The organism is Alicyclobacillus fastidiosus (genome assembly GCF_026651875.1).
GTDB classification, from domain to species: Bacteria; Bacillota; Bacilli; order Alicyclobacillales; family Alicyclobacillaceae; genus Alicyclobacillus; species Alicyclobacillus fastidiosus.
Genome location: NZ_CP104067.1, coordinates 4,369,078 through 4,385,051, shown reverse-complemented (window position 1 = coordinate 4,385,051; position 15,974 = coordinate 4,369,078). Strand labels below are relative to the sequence as shown.

Sequence of the window (15,974 nt, the reverse complement as noted above, 5' to 3'; positions counted from 1 at the left end):
GCGATTGTACTTTCTCTATTCACAGTCTCCTCGTGGAGATGAGCCGGGGAGGGACGCCCATGCTCAAGCGAACGGCCATCTACATCCGCGTCTCGACAGGGGCTCAAGCGGCGGACGGCCATAGTCTCGACGTGCAGCTAGAGCAGTGTCTGCAACAGGCGAACACACTGGGTTTGGCGCAGCGCGATATCGAAGTGTACCGGGAAGCGGGCGCCTCCGGCGAGGACATGGACCGGCCAGAGCTCACACGCCTCCTCGATGACGCCACGCAGGGGAAACTGACGCACGTCATCGTCAAACACCCCGACCGGTTATCGCGCAATGTCGCCGACAAGGCGATCATCGTGCGCCAGCTCAAGCAACATGACGTGCAAATCGTGTTTGTCGACGTCCCCGATTGGGACCAGTCGGATGAAGCCAACCTCTTGTTCAACATCATCAGTAGTATCGCGGAATACGAACTTCGGCAAATTCGGAGGCGAACACTCTCCGGTAAGCTTCGAGCGGCGCGTGAAGGTCAGATGATGCCGATGGGCATCGATCCCTATGGCTACAAGTACGAATCCGGTCAATTTCTGGTCGACGAGGAGGAGGCCGCATTCGTTCGGCTGATCTTCGACTGGTATGTGGAGGAGCGCCTCAGCATGCGGGATATCGCCAAGCGGCTCGACGAATTAGGCGCCCCCACAAAGACTCGCAAGTCGCTGTGCTGGAGCCACGCCACCATCGCCCACATTTTACAGAATGAGATGTACATCGGCCGCTACACGTATAACCGGCGAAAGACTGCCAAGGCACCCTTGGCGACTGCCAGAGGGCGCAAGCGCGTCAGGCGTGTGACGGGGTGGCACCCGGGAGCCGAATGGATCTCCTATACTGTTCCGCGCATCGTCGACGACGAGACGTTTCGGCGCGCGGCGTTGCGGCGTCAAGCTGCGAAGAGGCAGGGGTGCCAACGCAACTCGCACGAACACCTGCTCCAAGGTAAACTGCGCTGTCGGGTGTGTCACCGGGTTTGGTATGCGGCGGCATCTAAAAAGCAGGGGGCAAACACCACGCGAATGTACCGAAGGCCCCCCGAGCACAAAGGTGAGCCGCGTCAATGCGCTCACGGCTGTCGCGCGATTCGAGCGGAGGACATCGAGCGCGCCGTCTTTCGCGAAGTCGTTCATCGCCTGTTCCATTCGCGGGAGTGGGCACAACTGGCTGCAGATTCCGCCAGCGTACAGTCGCGGCGCCTGCACGATGAACTGCGTCTGTTCGAGGAGCAAAGCGAGCGGATCGTGCAGAGACAAGAGAGGCTGCGAAATCTGTACCTTACCGGCGACCTGTCGAAGGACGACTACACGCAGCAGTTGGGCGTCGCACGCCGTCAAGGCGAGCAGATTGCTGGTCAACTCGAGCGCCTGCAGGAAGTGAAGCGGCGGTCGGAGGCAGACTGGCAATCCGACATGCAGGCGTTGCACGATTGCCTCATGGACGTGCAGGGGGGAGCGATTCCCTTCGCCGTTCGAAGACAAATCATTTGCGATCTCGTCGATGAGTGCCTCCTCGACGCGACGGGGGATTCGGTTGCGGTTGCGATTCGAGGGATCGTCACCACTTCGACCAGCTCCTGAAATCGTGTGACGGCGTCGCAAACACGTTGGCGACGTGTGCAACGAGGCGCAAATTGTGTTCGACGAGCAAATCATGTGCAGCTTTGTCTTGGTGTTTGCGCCAGCGTTCAAAGCACGCCTGCTCTTCCTCTTTATCGAGCGGTTGTGGAAACGATTGATTGACAAACCCGGTGACCAGGACGATGTCCCGCATCATCGCTGCGGCTAGGGCGAGTGACAACAATCCGCGTTCACCTCCGACAGACTTCACCTACACACGGTGCCCTAGCCTATGTCAGACGCGGAAGTTTGGTGCAATGGCGCCGTAGAGTCCTTCGGCGATGACGCGGTGCCCGGCGTTGTTTGGGTGGATGGGGAGTGGAGATGGCAGTCGTGCGTCCGCGAGCGTCCCTGTGCGATACCCCGCAATGAGCGCCCGTTCCCTGCCCGCGAACCATCCTGCTGAGGGGACACAGACGGCGCCGGTGCGGGCGGCGACCTCCTCTGTCACGGCGTTGAGTCCCGCAATTCCTTTGACGGCGAGTTGGCTATTGGGAAACGGATTGTACTGCGTGCACAGAAAAATGGGGGCTGTGGTGGAAGAGCGAACGAAGCGAACGAGCGCCGCTAGATCGATTCCATATCGCTTCAGCGAAGAAGTAACCGCGCGCATCGGATTGTGTGCGCCTTCGGCCGCGGCCAGTCCCGCGTAGGCCAAGTCATCGCCACCTACCCAGATGACCACTGCCCGCTTATTGTGTAGCGGCACTGGCCCCATCGCCTGTGCCGCAGCGTACAGCGTCGCGCTGTTCCAGCCCGGTGCAGCCAGCACTTGCGCACAGATCTTCTCGTCGTGGCGGGTCTGTCGAATCATTCGCGCTAATACAAATGGATAGGCGAACCAGGGGCGAGTAGCCCCGTCCCCGTATGTGATGGAATCGCCCATAGCCATAAATTGCATGTCAATCGCCTCCTGTGGAGCCTACATGCACACCGTGTCTGCCTGCATAGAGTGGTATTGCGTGACAATACCTACCTCTGTATTAAATGCTCGGTTGTTCCTGGTTGAGCGGGTGCTTGCCCACAGGCGAAAGAGAGGGAGTGTGTAAGGAATGACTGTGAGCCCCAATCACGTCTATTTGTATGCCGCGACGCCGGGGGACCTCTTGAAGTGTGAGGCCGCCGCCGACGTCTGTGGCATTTCACAAAGCAACTGTACAGGGAACTTTCAAAACGCGTGGCGCCTTGTCTCCGCTGGTGGGAATGTCGTGATAGCAGTGGGGGGAGCCGCGTTGTACGCCCTGTACTACAACCCCTGTGACTGGGCCAATCCAGTCGGGCAACAGGGCGGGCACACACCTTTTCAAACATATGCCCATGGACAAGGTGTCGCGTCGGCGCAGACCAATTACTTCGTCAATGCCGGCGGCGTATCTGCGCTCGACAGTTTAACGCTCGCCGTCATGCTTGCCTATTACGCCGTCCACGGGGTATTCCCAAAGGGCTACGGCACGTTGCCGAGGCAGGAGGTGCCGCAGCAGATCTGTGTCTCCGGAGCACAGCCAAACGTCACGTCGACGAAGGTGACGACCACTCCACCGCCGCAAACGCCCACGGTGTCATCTCCCTCCGTTGGCGTATACGCTTCGATTTCCACGACAGCTGACGTACAAAAGGCCATTGCGCAGGGCTGGCCGGGGATTGGCGTCACGACGGCCCTAGGGATGCCGCAAAGCCCATATACCGCCACGTTGGCTACAAAACCTGACGCGAAAGTCGCACAGGTGCTCCAAACGAATCAGGCGAGCTTGTGGTGGCTATCCTTTTGGACGGTCAGTTGGCCCGCTGGTGGCGAGTCGTTCCATCAGGCGGGGGTGGACGCTGGCGCGTACGCCGGAAGACAGATTACCGCCTATCCCGGCACGCGTCGACCGAACTACGTCGTCCTCGATCCAGAGGGTTACAATAAACCTGCCACTACCGCACAACAGTTTCAGGATTTCATCACGGGGTGGGCAGCTGGCCTCAAATCCATCAATTCTTCCTTGCAGGCGGCGTTCTACTGCAATCAGTCGCAATATACGACGTTCAAACTCGCATCCGTGAACTTGCCTGCCTTCGTGGCCATCGCTCCGATTGCGGGGAATCAACCGGAGGTGAGCGGCAGCAACATCAAAGGCTACATCGCCTATTACGCCACGTGCCCTGTGAGCGATGACATCACTCACGTAAAGGGGTGGGGGGCGCTCTACAATACGGTTCAGTTCCGGGACAGCGGCATCGATTGTGGGCCAGCCTGACGCGGATACCGCGCGTTAGCATCAAAACCCAGGCGGGCGTCAAGTCCACGGTGCGCGACACCTTGTCGAGTGCCGTGGTACTCGTCGGCCTGTGCGAGGAGTTGTTTCCACGATTGAACGACGTGACTGACCTCCAGCACGCCCCCCTCCAGCCGCAACGCTTCGTAAAACCTCCACGTGTCCGGCTGATAACGACCCACCCACTCGTCTAGACGGTCATAGAAAAATGCGGACTCATACCAAACGGTTCGAGGGTCAAGTTGTTGCCATTTCGACCGTGGCGCTGGGCCCACGGCGCCCATGAGCGCGACAGTGACAGATTCGTCGGGGAGCGCTACGACAATGCCTTTAGCTGACTCGCTAACGGGGGTTGGTTCTTGCATGGCAGACGCCTCCTGGCGACGGATTTGACGTACGTCGCACATTCACGTCGGTCTCTTTCGAACTGATGAGTCTGTAGACCCTATGCGTTGGCATTGAATGCGCGTGTCATGCTATATGCAGGACGGGCTTGAAAAAATTCGCAGGGACTTTGCGGAGAACCAGAGGATAGGGTATGGTGAATCACGAGCATCCAATGCAACACAAGGGTCAGGTCAGGTGAAGTGCTGGTCGGTCACCGTCCGGACATTGGTTGCTCATCGGTGTCAAGGCAGATCAAAAAGATGTGTGAAGGCGGGTCACGATACGGGTTACAATATGGAGAATCCGTGGACGAGCTCGTCGTGTGTCACTTGATACCGATGTACAGTGTCTGTATGAGGAGGAACCGCATTTGACTTCTACACGTATTCATCCACATGCTGTGGCTACCGATTTCGACGATACAACCATCGAACCCGCGCGTACAATGGACCTAGAGAAGATTGAAGAAGCTGTCCGCATGATTTTGACAGCGGTCGGGGAAGATCCGAATCGCGAGGGCTTATTGGATACACCGTCTCGTGTCGCAAGAATGTACCAGGAGATCTTTGCGGGCCTGCATCGGGATCCGAAAGAGGAACTCAGCGCTCGATTTCACGTAGAGCACGGTGAGATGGTCTTTGTACGCGATATTCCATTCTATTCGATGTGTGAGCACCATCTGTTACCGTTTTTTGGAACGGCTCATGTCGCCTATCTTCCGAGCGACAACGTCGTGACCGGGTTGTCAAAACTCGCTCGGCTCGTGGATACGGTGGCCAAGCGCCCGCAGGTGCAAGAGCGCATGACCAACGAGATAGCCGATGTCTTGGCAAAGGAGCTTGGTGCACAGGGCGTGATGGTGGTCGTGGATGCGGAGCACTTGTGCATGAACATGCGGGGCATAAGGAAGCCGGGAAGCAAAACGATGACACTGGCCGCTCGCGGTCGCTATGAAACGGACTTGCGATTGCGCGAGGAAGTCCTTCAAATGGTTCGGTATCGCTGAAGCCGCCAACGGTCGTAAGCCCGAGCCGAAATGAACAGATGGTGTGAATAGGGTCACCCGGTGCGCGACGTGGTCGCATGCGCATCGGGTGGCTTTTTGTGGTATTTTGCGCCTCCGGTGCACCAGCTTGTCCACTCGGCTGCATCGACGTGGGTGGAATGGGAAAACTAGTATAACACGATAAAATAGAAAATAATTACAAGTGACGGGAATGAATATTTTTCATAGAGTAGCTGGAAAATAGCAAAAAAAGACCGACTCCCGCACGATGGTGCAGGAGCCGGCCTCTTCGTAATGGAGATTATTGAGCCGCTTCGTAGTTCTTGTTGGCCTGTTCCCAGTTGACGACGTTCCAGAACGCGCCGATGTAGTCAGGACGCTTGTTCTGGTACTTGAGGTAGTACGCATGTTCCCAGACGTCCAAGCCGAGAACAGGTTTTTTACCTTCCATCAACGGGTTGTCTTGGTTGGCTGTGCTGGTGATTGCCAGTTTGCCGCCATCGACGACCAACCATGCCCAGCCGCTGCCAAAACGACCAGCCGCTGCAGCTGCGAATTGTTCCTTGAACTTATCGAAGCTACCAAAAGTGCTGTTAATGGCCTCAGCCAATTTTCCTGTCGGTTGACCTCCGCCATTTGGGGAGAGGAGGTTCCAGAACAGGCTGTGGTTCGCGTGACCACCGCCGTTGTTGCGAACAGCCGTGCGAATATTTTCCGGAACCGCGTTTAGGTCGCTAATCAAGGCTTCAACGCTCTTACCTTCCAAATCCGCTTGGCCCTCAAGTGCTTTGTTGAGGTTGTTGACATAAGTTGCGTGGTGACGATCATGGTGAATTTCCATCGTCAACGCGTCGATGTGAGGCTCCAGTGCGTCAAACGCATACGGCAGTGCCGGCAATTCATGTGCCATGTAATAAACCTCCTTATGTAATTTGAGTGGTTTCAGACAATATTGTAACGTACTTGTAGAATGTTTTCCAAATAGACTCTGCGGGTTTTGTACGATTATTTACGTACCGCACTTCGGATGGTATACATGTAGAAGGATTTGTTGACTGGAAAAGGGGTAATCACTTGGCACTGTTGACTGGCAAGACAATTGTAATAATGGGCGTCGCGAACAAGCGAAGCATCGGATGGGGGGGAGCTGTGTCCGCTGCGAAGCAGGGGGCAAAACTCGTCTTGACACACCGCAGCGAGCGCGCAGGGGAACAAATCCGCAAGCTTTTGGCAGAGTTGCCCGACACGTCCGCGTCGGTCGTTCGTTGCGACGTCACCGACGACGCGTCGATTGAGGAAGCATTCGCGCAGATCGGTGAATCGACGGGCCGCATCGACGGCATCGTCCACTCGATCGCCCACGCGAACGTCGAAGATCTGCAGGGCGAGTTCGTCGGTACTTCGCGAGAAGGGTTCCTCTTGGCGCACAACATCAGCGCTTATTCGCTGGTGGCGGTCGCGCGGGCCGCTCGACCGCTGATGACAAGCGGGGGTGGCATCGTGACGATGAGCTACTTGGGTGGTGAGCGCGCGGTGGAAAACTACAACGTGATGGGCGTCGCGAAGGCCGCGCTGGAGTCGGCTGTTCGCTATCTGGCGAAGGATCTCGGCAAGGACAACATTCGCGTCAACGCCATCTCGGCGGGACCTATCCGGACGCTCGCCGCGAAAGGGGTTCGCGGGTTTAACGACGTGTTGCACACCATGCAGGAAAAGGCACCGCTTGGCCGCAACGTCGACGCCGAAGAGGTCGGGGACGTCACGGCATTCTTCCTCTCCGACTTGAGCCGCGGTGTCACCGGGGAAGTCATCCACGTCGACGGCGGGTATCACATCGTCGGCCTATAATCGCCGCGATAGGGCCGCGAACGCGCGCGGGTGAGGCGTCACGCGTCCGCGTCAATGCCGACGGCTTGGGCGACGGACGAAAATCCGTCCTGCCGCAGTCGTTCGGCGAGACGCGTGGCGATGTTGCGCACAACGAGTGGCCCCTCGTAGATGAAGGCGGTGTAGATCTGGAGCAAATCGGCGCCAGCCCGGATTTTTTCGTAGGCATCGTCACCGTTGAAAATCCCGCCACATCCGATAATCGGGAGGCGTCCAAGGGCGACTCGGCGCACCAGGCGGATCACTTCCGTAGATCTGGTCCGCAACGGCCGCCCACTCAGGCCGCCGCTCTCCCGTTTCTCCGCACTTCGTAATCCGCTTCGGGACAGCGTTGTATTCGTCGCAATGATCCCTAGATTTCCTGCTAACCTCGACTCGACCAGGGCTTCAGTTATATGCATCAAGGCGGCATCGCTCAAATCTGGAGACAGTTTCACAAACACGGGCTTGTGCGCTCGTTCCAAATGAGGAGCCAGCCTGTCCAAGAGCGCCAAGATGGTTCGCGCGCTCTGCAGGTCGCGCAGTCCAGGCGTATTGGGGGAACTGAGATTGACCGTCACGTAGTCGGCGGCGTCCAGCACGTCGCCCAACGCCTTCTCGTAGTCGTCGATGGCAATTTCGTTCGGGGTAATTTTGTTTTTGCCGATATTGACACCAATGTAGCCACCGCGGCGGTGGAGGCGCGCGATGCGCTGTGCACACGCCTGGCTCCCCAGGTTGTTAAAACCCATGCGGTTGACGAGCGCCTCATCGGCCTTCAGCCGAAACAACCGCGGCTGTTCGTTTCCTGGTTGGGCAACGGGTGTGACGGTGCCGACCTCGACGCTCGAAAAACCGCAGTGAAACAGCCCTGGCACCGCCACTGCGTCTTTGTCGAGTCCGGCCGCCAGGCCAATCGGATGGGGCACCGTCATGCCGAGAACGGTCGTAGTCAGGATTTTATCCGCTTCCCACGGGCGCACAGCCAGCTTGGCCAACTGCGGCCATCGGCCGAGGTTGTCGAGGACGATGTGGTGGGCCCGCTCCGGATCTAATTGAAATAGTACACTGCGCAGAGTCCTGTACATGTTGACCTCCAGACACGTCTTTATCTAATCTGCTCGAAAGTGTAGCATGTTTTCAGGATTCACACACGCCTTTGTCACACTCATGGGGGCAGCTGCGTCTAAAGTGTTAAAGGCGTGCGTTCAGTAAGGGGAATCAACATGCCGAAAGCGCGTCAGGCGAGCGATGGAGAGTCGTTACACGGGCTTCCTCAGCTAGAAGAGTGGATGGACGCCTACGGCAGCGACGTCATTCATCTCGCCTACTCTTACGTTCATAACTATCATAAGGCAGAGGACATCGCCCAGGATGTCTTTCTTCGAGCATGGCGAAATTGGGGAACGTTTCAAGGAAACAGCTCTGTGAAAACATGGTTACTATCCATCACGGCGAATCGGGCGAAGGACCACCTGCGCTCGTGGAGTGCCAAGCACGAGGTAGCCGACGACGGCCACGCGCTTGCGAGCGTGCCTGTTTCCGACACTGCTTCCGAAGTTGCGGCCAGGCTCGAACGCGACGCGTTGTGGCAAGTGGTCCATCAGTTGCCGGAAAAATATCGGGAAGTGGTGGTCCTGTACTACGAGCGAGAATTGTCCGGCCAAGAAGTCGCCGAGGTCCTCGGCATCACTGAACAGGCCGTTCGCACGAGGTTACACAGGGGGCGACAGTTGTTGAAACGCGCGCTCAGTGAGGAGGGAATGGGGTTTCATGACGGATACAGATGACAAAGACCTCCGCCACATCATGCAGCAACTGAGTGAAGTTCCGTTTCGAGACGACCTGAAGTCGCGCATCCTCGATGCCGCTCAGGAGCGTGAACTGCCCATCGCCAAAGCCAATCGCAGGCGGCGCACCGCGTCGTGGTATGCGGGACTCGTCAGTGGCATTGCCGCGGCTTGCGCAGTGGTCGGCGTTGGCGTGAGCCTTTATATGGGACATCCATCCCTCAAAGAGACGTCTGCGACGGAGGATACGGTCCCGTTTCAGCTCAATGCGAAGGCGTATGGATTGGCGCCAGCGCCGTTGCAGATTGCGGACGTCCGCATCGGAACGCTGCCAGGTGATCCAACCGACTCCGACGTACTGGCCAATGTGAAGAATACCTCCGATACGCCTGTGCACAAGTCGGACGTATTCGGCGTACTGTCCTTTACGCCGAACGACGCAAGTCAGGGCGGTGCAGAAAATTGGTTGACGTTCGTCAATGGGCCAAGTGAGACTGTAGAGCCGCATCAAACGGTCGTCTGGGGGTTTCACCCGACAGGGAGCACCTTACACGGAGCGTCCAGCAACGAACTCGTGGAGACGCCGCACCTGCGCTTTTACGCGGCGCACCTCGCCCCGCTGGCGAGTGCCGCCCAGGTGTGGACGAAGAGCCCCGTCAGCGTTGGGGATTTGCAGGTTGAACCGCGCGTGTTAGATCACAATCGGCAGTCGGTCCAAATCGACGCGCGCCTGACGAACACGTCGAACCAACCGTTTCATCTCAAGACGTCGCGGGCTGTAATCTGGTTCGCTTCGTCGTCTGACCAAAGCTTCCTGTCTGTCGACAGCATTCGCTTCATGTATCATTTGACACCGGAGTACGCGGACCAGAACTGGCCTACCGTCCTCGCACCTGGGCAGTCGACAGATATCAATTTTCGAGTGATATCGGACCGCCAATCGGATTTCTTTAGTCGAGCGGTGCACGTGATGATCATCAAGGTACCGCCGGGCGGTTTTTAACTTTTTGTCCGTGCCCGGGAGCGCTTGGGGAAACGCCGATGGGTGGCCCCTCGGCGCTAGGGGAAGTGGTCTTATTTTGTCGTTCGCACGCCCTATCTGGTTTAAAACACCTATGAATGAGGAGAACAACGATGACGACACGGTTTAGTCTCGCAGAGTTGGCTGACATGCTGCACGTACCAGTCGAATCTGTCCGTCACGCTGTCGAATCGCTTGCGGACCAGCTCACCGGAGAGTCATTTCTCTACGGTGCCCGCACTTGGCGCATCGCACCAAGTGATGTCAAGCGAATTCAGGATTGGATTGAAGAGCACTCCGAAGAATTGGCCGCACAGGCCCCGGCGACACGCGCTCGGAGAGTGCGCGTGAAGAAAATCAGCGAACCGGATGAGGCGGGCGAATGAGCCCGCCTTTTTGGTGCATTGCGTTTCACCTTTCGCAGTCGTACACTAGACTCGGACAAAGCCCGACGGTCACAATGGGCAGCATTGGTGAAGGGAGTAACCCGTGTGAGAATCGGAGTACCAAAGGAAATTAAGGATAATGAAGACCGCGTAGCCATCACGCCAGCGGGTGTACATGCGTTAGTCGAAGCTGGTCATCAGGTATTTGTGGAGACCAAAGCCGGGGTGGGCAGCGGCTTTTCAGATGAAGATTTTCAATCAGCTGGTGCAAATATCCGTTCAGATGCGAAGTCCACTTGGGCCGATGCGGACATGGTGATGAAGGTCAAGGAGCCCCTTCCGTCAGAATTTGACTACTTCCGGTCTGATCTGACGCTCTTTACATATTTACATTTGGCGCCTGAACCGGAGTTGACCCGTGCCCTTGTAGAAACAGGGGTGACGGCCATCGCCTATGAGACGGTTCAGTTGCCAGACAGGAGCCTGCCGCTCTTGACGCCGATGTCAGAAGTGGCTGGGCGGATGTCGATTCAGGTCGGCGCGCACTTTTTGGAAAACCCGTTTGGCGGCCGGGGCGTGCTGCTCGCGGGCGTACCTGGCGTACCGCCTGCGCGCGTCGTCATCGTCGGCGGCGGTATCGTGGGCACCAACGCAGCTCGCGTTGCGCTCGGGATGGGGGCGGACGTAACCATTTTCGACAGCAATGCTCGTCGTCTGCGCGAATTGGACGAGCTGTTCAGGGGACAAGTTCGCACGGTGATGTCGAACGCCTACAACCTGCGCGAGCACATCAAGGGTGCCGACTTGTTGGTGGGTGCAGTCCTGATTCCTGGTGCTCGTGCTCCGAAACTCGTGACCGACGAAATGGTTCAGGGGATGAACGCTGGCGGCGTGATCGTCGACGTAGCTATCGACCAGGGCGGCTCGATTGCCACCATTGATCGGATTACCACGCACAGCGACCCAGTGTACGAAAAGTATGGTGTGGTACACTATTCAGTAGCGAACATGCCGGGGGCGGTGCCCCGTACGTCGACACTCGCCTTGACCAACGCGACCATGCCATATGCGGTCCGCCTGGCCAACTCGGGTGCAGCGAACGCTGCGAGAGCGGATGCGGCCCTGGCGAAAGGCTTTAACGTCTATCGCGGCAAGGTGACTTACGAGGCGGTAGCGACTGCTTTGCAGCTCGACTACACGGAACTGTCGTCGCTCCTGTAAGTTCGTGTCCGAGGTATGCTGGAAGCGAGGTGCATCGGTAAATGGTCACGGAAGAACTAGTTCGTAACATGCTCTCAGAGGTGCTCGACCCAGAGATTCAAATCGACATCGTCAATTTGGGCATGGTGTACAAGATCGATGTGGAGGACGGTGGCAAGCGTATCCACGTGACGATGACGCTGACCACTATGGGCTGTCCGCTGTACGACGAGATCAAGGAGGAGATCGTCGAGCGGCTCACCTCGTTGGAGGGCGTAGAGGACGTCGAAGTCACACTCACTTTCGATCCACCTTGGGACAAAGAAATGATGTCCGACGAAGCGAAGCTCGTATTTAAATATTTGTTCTGACGATGGGCCGCCGCGAAGGCGGCCGTTTTTGTTGGCTGACTCTGGCGGATTTTGACGCGGACGGTCATCCGCAGCCCTGTGCGCGGGGCGGGTGCAATTCGCGAAAGCGGGCAGAATACCCTATATTGTCCCGCTACCTTGCATTTTTCAGCAGGTGTGATACGCTGGATTAGAAACATGACTAATAAGGTCAACTTTTTAAAATATGTAGATAAAGTGAGAGGTAGGTACGTATGTCAAAGCCAAACTTTCTAATTGAAGATCTGCATGTCAGCATTGACGAAAAAGAAATCCTCAAGGGGTTGAATTTACATATTCGCGGAGGCGAAATTCACGCCATTATGGGTCCGAATGGGACAGGTAAAAGTACCCTTGCATCCTCGCTGATGGGCCACCCTCATTACGAGGTAACGAGTGGCCGCGCTGTGCTGGACGACCAAGATCTGCTCGAGATGTCCACCGACGAGCGCGCGCGCGCAGGGTTGTTCCTCGCGATGCAATACCCTTCGGAAGTGCCAGGCGTGTCGAATGCCAATTTTCTCCGCCAGGCCCTGAATGCGCGTTTGGAAGAAGGCAAGGAACTGCCTGTATTGAAATTCCACCGGACGCTGCAGGACAAGATGAAACAGTTGAACATTGATCCAGTGTTCGCAGAGCGCTATCTCAACGAAGGGTTTTCTGGCGGTGAGAAAAAGCGCAATGAAATTCTACAGATGTCGATGCTGGAGCCGCGCATTGCGATTTTGGACGAGATCGATTCCGGACTGGACATCGACGCCCTGAAGATTGTCGCAAATGGCGTGAACAGCATGAAATCCGAAAACATCGGCTTTCTCATCATCACGCACTACCAACGCCTGTTGAACTACATCGTCCCAGACTACGTGCACGTCATGATGCAGGGCCGCATCGTCAAGTCCGGAGACGCAAAACTGGCTGAGGAACTCGAGGCGAAGGGCTACGATTGGCTGAAACAGGAACTCGGCATCGAAGACGAGACGGTCGAGGCTGACGCGTAAGGAGGGAACACAAGTGACCGAAGCGAATACGGTGTCGCTGCAAGTACATTCCGTAAGTTCGACATTCAAGGAGCCGGAATGGCTCTTGCGTTTGCGCGAGGATGCCTGGCAACAGTTTGTCGAGTTGCCAGAACCGCGCCTCGAAAAGACCGACTTGCGCAAGCGTGGATGGGAGACAGGTGCATTTGTGTCCCAAGCTGCCGCAGTTCCGGAAGCCGTTCGCAATTATCTATCTGGCTTAAATCACCCATATGCCCTGTTTGTCGACGGGCACGTGGTCGAAGTAAACATCCCTGAATCGCTGAAGCAACAGGGAATCGTATTCACCGACATACACAGCGCTGCTGCGACTCACGGGGAATTGGTGAAGCAGCACTTGGCGTCTGTGGTGAAGGCGGACAACAAGTGGTCGGCGCTCAGCCTTGCGCTGTTCGCCGGCGGGGCGTTCTTGTACGTGCCGCGAAACGTGCAACCGGATGTTCCGTTCGAGGTGGTTCACGCGTTTACGGCCGCGGGTTCCGGAACGTACCCACGCAATCTCGTCGTCGCAGACGAACTCTCGGACGTGCAGTTTATCGAAGTGACGTTTGCACCGCAAGAGAAGGAGCGAGTGACGTCCAGCCACGTGACGGAAGTTGTCGCCAAGGCGAACAGCCGTGTTCACGTCGCTGCTGCGGACGAATTTCCGAAGGGTTCGACGCAATTTGTCACCCGTCGGGCGCAAGTGGGTAAGGATGCGCTCGTCGAGTGGACGGTCGGCGACGTCAGCAACGGTTTTACGGTGGAAATCGTGGAAGACGTCCTCGAGGGCAACGGTGCGCAGGGGCAGACGCGCGTCATCGGCCTTGGTTACGGGCGTCAACACATGGATCTCACTGCGAGCATGGTGCACAAAGGGCGCAACACCGAGAGTGACATCACGATGTACGGCGCGCTTCGCGAGCGCGCGAACACCGTCTTCCGCAGCTGCACGGAAATCGTCAAGGGTGCCGTCGGCGCGGGGAGCGAGCAGCATGATCGGATGATCATGATCGATGGAACGGCCCGCGCGGACGCGATTCCGATGCTGCTCATTGACGAAAACGACGTCAACCGCTGTGGGCACGCAGCGAGTGTCGGGAAACTTGATCCCAATCAGATTTACTACTTGATGTCTCGTGGGATTCCACAATCTCAGGCCACCCAGATGATTATTTGGGGCTACCTCCGCGATTCTGTGGAGGCACTTCCAAGTGCCCCGTTGCGCGACCTCGTGATTGCGCGACTAGAAAGGGAGCTTTCGCGATGAATCCGGTCGAAATCCGCAAAGATTTTCCGATTTTTGCAGAGCAAATCAACGGACATCCACTCGTGTACCTGGATAGCGCGGCGACTTCGCAGAAGCCGCGGCAGGTGCTCGAGGTCTTAAAACAATATTACGAACACGAGAATTCAAATGTGCACCGCGGGGTTCACACCCTCGGAACGAGGGCGACCGAATCCTACGAGGGAGCACGCGAGAAGGTGGCGCGGTTCATCAACGCGCCATCCGCTAACCAAGTCGTCTTCACGCGCGGCACCACGGAGTCGCTCAACATGATTGCGTACGGGTATGCGCGGCAGCGATTCCAACCGGGGGACGAGATTGTGTTGCCGCCGAGTGAGCACCACAGCAATCTGATTCCGTGGCAACAGGTGGCGCGGGCGACCGGTGCGACCATCAAATACCTGCCTCTGCAGTCGGATGGAACGATTCGATTAGAGGATGTGGAGGCTGCAGTCACCGCCAATACCAAATTGGTGACCATCGCACACGTATCTAACGTCTTAGGGGCGATTAACCCGGTCAAGGAGATCGCCGAAATCGCCCATCGACACGGGGCCATCATGGTGGTCGACGGCGCGCAAAGCGTCCCGCATATGCCTGTCGACGTGCAGGAGATGGATTGTGATTTTCTCGCGTTCTCTGGCCACAAGATGTGTGGACCGACGGGTGTTGGGGTCTTGTATGGCAAAAAGGAACTCCTCGACGAGATGGAGCCGACGTACTTCGGCGGCGAGATGATCGACGTCGTTGAGCTGTACGAGTCGACTTGGAAGGAGACGCCCTGGAAGTTTGAGGGCGGCACGCCGATTATCGCGGGTGCGGTGGGGCTTGGTGCTGCCGTGGATTACTTGACTGCCATTGGGCTCGAAGAAATTGCGGAGCACGATGCGCACCTTGCGAGCCTGGCCATTGAGCGGCTGCAGTCGCTCAATGGCATCGACGTGTACGGCCCGGAAGCGGGCGTTCACCGCGGCGGGCTCGTGACCTTCAACCTGCGCGGCGTGCATCCGCACGACGTGGCGACCGTGCTCGACACGCAAGGCGTGGCCGTTCGGGCCGGACACCACTGTGCTCAACCGCTGATGCGCATTCTCAATGTCGGGTCCACCGCGCGCGCAAGCTTTTACCTCTATAATACGGAAGAGGATATTGACCGTTTGGTAGAGGCGCTACAACAAGCGAAGGAGTTCTTCGGCCATGCAATTGGATGATCTATATCGCCAAGTGATCATGGACCACTATCAGAAGCCGCGTAATCAGGGAACGCTATCCGAAGACGCCATTTCGGTAGACCTTCGGAACCCGAGTTGCGGCGACGAGATTTTCTTGCAACTGATGGTGGAGGACGGTATCGTCAAGGACGTTCGTTTTCGAGGGAGCGGTTGCTCCATCTCGATGTCGTCTGCGTCCATGATGACGGAGGCCATCAAAGGAAAACCGGTGGACGACGCGTTGAAGCTTTCGCAGTCGTTCCGCAAGATGATGCTCGGCCACGAAGTCGATCTCGACGAGCTCGGGGAACTCGAGGCCCTGCACGGCGTCGCAAAGTTCCCGGCGCGCATCAAGTGCGCGACCTTGGCATGGCAGGCGCTCGAGCGCGCTACCGCGGCCACTGGGGATAAAAACTAACCATTGTCGTTGAGCGACCCGTCAATCATAGGTAACCTGTTGTGAAGTCTTTGGAAGCACATCTCGAAAGGGGATGT

18 protein-coding genes are annotated in these 15,974 nt (G+C 57.2%); 13 read left to right on the top strand and 5 right to left on the bottom strand.

What is annotated here, in order from left to right:
• Positions 1-59 precede the first annotated feature (59 nt).
• Positions 60-1,619, top strand: coding sequence for a recombinase family protein (locus tag NZD89_RS21560; protein ID WP_268004754.1), 1,560 nt, complete (start codon positions 60-62; stop codon positions 1,617-1,619).
• Here NZD89_RS21560 and NZD89_RS21555 read toward each other — a convergent pair.
• Positions 1,597-1,869: a hypothetical protein gene (locus NZD89_RS21555; protein WP_268004753.1), complete on the bottom strand. Its 273-nt coding sequence runs from the start codon at positions 1,867-1,869 to the stop codon at positions 1,597-1,599. The genes NZD89_RS21560 and NZD89_RS21555 overlap by 23 nt on opposite strands.
• A 24-nt stretch (positions 1,870-1,893) precedes the next feature.
• Positions 1,894-2,559 carry an SGNH/GDSL hydrolase family protein gene (locus tag NZD89_RS21550; RefSeq protein WP_268004752.1) on the bottom strand — a complete coding sequence of 222 codons (666 nt, stop codon included), beginning with the start codon at positions 2,557-2,559 and terminating at the stop codon, positions 1,894-1,896.
• Positions 2,560-2,710: 151 nt separating this feature from the next.
• Here NZD89_RS21550 and NZD89_RS21545 point away from each other — a divergent pair, with 151 nt between their 5' ends.
• Positions 2,711-3,898, top strand: a complete 1,188-nt coding sequence (locus NZD89_RS21545; RefSeq protein WP_268004751.1) for a hypothetical protein — start codon at positions 2,711-2,713, stop codon at positions 3,896-3,898.
• Here the strand turns inward: NZD89_RS21545 and NZD89_RS21540 are convergent.
• Positions 3,859-4,281 (bottom strand): hypothetical protein, encoded by a 423-nt coding sequence (locus NZD89_RS21540; RefSeq protein ID WP_268004750.1) that lies wholly within the window; start codon positions 4,279-4,281, stop codon positions 3,859-3,861. The two genes, NZD89_RS21545 and NZD89_RS21540, sit on opposite strands and share 40 nt — an antisense overlap.
• A 467-nt stretch (positions 4,282-4,748) precedes the next feature.
• Between NZD89_RS21540 and folE the strand changes: the two genes are divergently transcribed.
• Positions 4,749-5,309, top strand: coding sequence for a GTP cyclohydrolase I FolE (gene folE, locus NZD89_RS21535; protein ID WP_268008574.1), 561 nt, complete (start codon positions 4,749-4,751; stop codon positions 5,307-5,309).
• A gap of 301 nt (positions 5,310-5,610) precedes the next feature.
• On the opposite strand, the gene NZD89_RS21530 is transcribed toward folE, so the two are convergent.
• Entirely contained in the window at positions 5,611-6,219 is a 609-nt protein-coding gene (locus NZD89_RS21530) for a superoxide dismutase (protein WP_268004749.1), read from the bottom strand.
• A 164-nt stretch (positions 6,220-6,383) separates the two neighbouring features.
• On the opposite strand from NZD89_RS21530, the gene fabI reads away from it, so the two are divergent.
• Positions 6,384-7,157, top strand: coding sequence for an enoyl-ACP reductase FabI (gene fabI, locus NZD89_RS21525; protein WP_268004748.1), 774 nt, complete (start codon positions 6,384-6,386; stop codon positions 7,155-7,157).
• A 38-nt stretch (positions 7,158-7,195) separates the two neighbouring features.
• Here the strand turns inward: fabI and NZD89_RS21520 are convergent, their stop codons facing one another.
• Positions 7,196-8,263, bottom strand: coding sequence for a quinone-dependent dihydroorotate dehydrogenase (locus tag NZD89_RS21520; RefSeq protein WP_268004747.1), 1,068 nt, complete (start codon positions 8,261-8,263; stop codon positions 7,196-7,198).
• Positions 8,264-8,401: 138 nt separating this feature from the next.
• On the opposite strand from NZD89_RS21520, the gene NZD89_RS21515 reads away from it, so the two are divergent.
• The 9 genes from NZD89_RS21515 to sufU all read left to right on the top strand — a co-directional run bounded on the left by NZD89_RS21515 (position 8,402) and on the right by sufU (position 15,897).
• Positions 8,402-8,965 (top strand): sigma-70 family RNA polymerase sigma factor, encoded by a 564-nt coding sequence (locus tag NZD89_RS21515; RefSeq protein WP_268004746.1) that lies wholly within the window; start codon positions 8,402-8,404, stop codon positions 8,963-8,965.
• The gene (locus NZD89_RS21510; RefSeq protein WP_268004745.1) at positions 8,949-9,968 is read left to right on the top strand and encodes a hypothetical protein; all 1,020 of its coding nucleotides are present in this window, start codon (positions 8,949-8,951) and stop codon (positions 9,966-9,968) included. The genes NZD89_RS21515 and NZD89_RS21510 overlap by 17 nt, the downstream gene beginning before the upstream one ends.
• Positions 9,969-10,099: 131 nt before the next feature.
• Positions 10,100-10,372 (top strand): hypothetical protein, encoded by a 273-nt coding sequence (locus NZD89_RS21505; protein WP_268004744.1) that lies wholly within the window; start codon positions 10,100-10,102, stop codon positions 10,370-10,372.
• Between the two features lie 105 nt (positions 10,373-10,477).
• Positions 10,478-11,593: an alanine dehydrogenase gene (gene ald, locus NZD89_RS21500; protein WP_268004743.1), complete on the top strand. Its 1,116-nt coding sequence runs from the start codon at positions 10,478-10,480 to the stop codon at positions 11,591-11,593.
• Between the two features lie 41 nt (positions 11,594-11,634).
• Positions 11,635-11,943, top strand: a complete 309-nt coding sequence (locus NZD89_RS21495) for a metal-sulfur cluster assembly factor (RefSeq protein ID WP_268004741.1) — start codon at positions 11,635-11,637, stop codon at positions 11,941-11,943.
• Positions 11,944-12,176: 233 nt separating this feature from the next.
• Positions 12,177-12,962 carry a Fe-S cluster assembly ATPase SufC gene (gene sufC / locus NZD89_RS21490; RefSeq protein WP_268004740.1) on the top strand — a complete coding sequence of 262 codons (786 nt, stop codon included), beginning with the start codon at positions 12,177-12,179 and terminating at the stop codon, positions 12,960-12,962.
• A 13-nt stretch (positions 12,963-12,975) separates the two neighbouring features.
• The gene (locus NZD89_RS21485; protein ID WP_268004739.1) at positions 12,976-14,250 is read left to right on the top strand and encodes a SufB/SufD family protein; all 1,275 of its coding nucleotides are present in this window, start codon (positions 12,976-12,978) and stop codon (positions 14,248-14,250) included.
• Complete coding sequence (locus NZD89_RS21480; RefSeq protein ID WP_268004738.1) at positions 14,247-15,479, top strand: cysteine desulfurase; 1,233 nt, start codon at positions 14,247-14,249, stop codon at positions 15,477-15,479. The genes NZD89_RS21485 and NZD89_RS21480 overlap by 4 nt, the downstream gene beginning before the upstream one ends.
• On the top strand, positions 15,466-15,897 hold the full coding sequence (sufU, locus tag NZD89_RS21475) for a Fe-S cluster assembly sulfur transfer protein SufU (protein ID WP_268004737.1): 432 nt from the start codon (positions 15,466-15,468) through the stop codon (positions 15,895-15,897). Before NZD89_RS21480 ends, sufU begins: the two co-directional genes overlap by 14 nt.
• Positions 15,898-15,974 lie beyond the last annotated feature (77 nt).

Excerpts from the sequence above, each read along its gene's own strand:
- sufC (WP_268004740.1), top strand. The coding sequence starts at position 12,177 with ATGTCAAAGCCAAACTTTCTAATTGAAGATCTGCATGTCAGCATTGAC.
- NZD89_RS21550 (WP_268004752.1), bottom strand. The coding sequence starts at position 2,559 with ATGCAATTTATGGCTATGGGCGATTCCATCACATACGGGGACGGGGCT.
- NZD89_RS21505 (WP_268004744.1), top strand. The coding sequence starts at position 10,100 with ATGACGACACGGTTTAGTCTCGCAGAGTTGGCTGACATGCTGCACGTA.
- NZD89_RS21530 (WP_268004749.1), bottom strand. The coding sequence starts at position 6,219 with ATGGCACATGAATTGCCGGCACTGCCGTATGCGTTTGACGCACTGGAG.
- NZD89_RS21540 (WP_268004750.1), bottom strand. The coding sequence starts at position 4,281 with ATGCAAGAACCAACCCCCGTTAGCGAGTCAGCTAAAGGCATTGTCGTA.
- NZD89_RS21480 (WP_268004738.1), top strand. The coding sequence starts at position 14,247 with ATGAATCCGGTCGAAATCCGCAAAGATTTTCCGATTTTTGCAGAGCAA.
- NZD89_RS21510 (WP_268004745.1), top strand. The coding sequence starts at position 8,949 with ATGACGGATACAGATGACAAAGACCTCCGCCACATCATGCAGCAACTG.
- sufU (WP_268004737.1), top strand. The coding sequence starts at position 15,466 with ATGCAATTGGATGATCTATATCGCCAAGTGATCATGGACCACTATCAG.
- NZD89_RS21545 (WP_268004751.1), top strand. The coding sequence starts at position 2,711 with ATGACTGTGAGCCCCAATCACGTCTATTTGTATGCCGCGACGCCGGGG.
- NZD89_RS21560 (WP_268004754.1), top strand. The coding sequence starts at position 60 with ATGCTCAAGCGAACGGCCATCTACATCCGCGTCTCGACAGGGGCTCAA.
- NZD89_RS21515 (WP_268004746.1), top strand. The coding sequence starts at position 8,402 with ATGCCGAAAGCGCGTCAGGCGAGCGATGGAGAGTCGTTACACGGGCTT.
- NZD89_RS21520 (WP_268004747.1), bottom strand. The coding sequence starts at position 8,263 with ATGTACAGGACTCTGCGCAGTGTACTATTTCAATTAGATCCGGAGCGG.
- folE (WP_268008574.1), top strand. The coding sequence starts at position 4,749 with ATGGACCTAGAGAAGATTGAAGAAGCTGTCCGCATGATTTTGACAGCG.
- NZD89_RS21495 (WP_268004741.1), top strand. The coding sequence starts at position 11,635 with ATGGTCACGGAAGAACTAGTTCGTAACATGCTCTCAGAGGTGCTCGAC.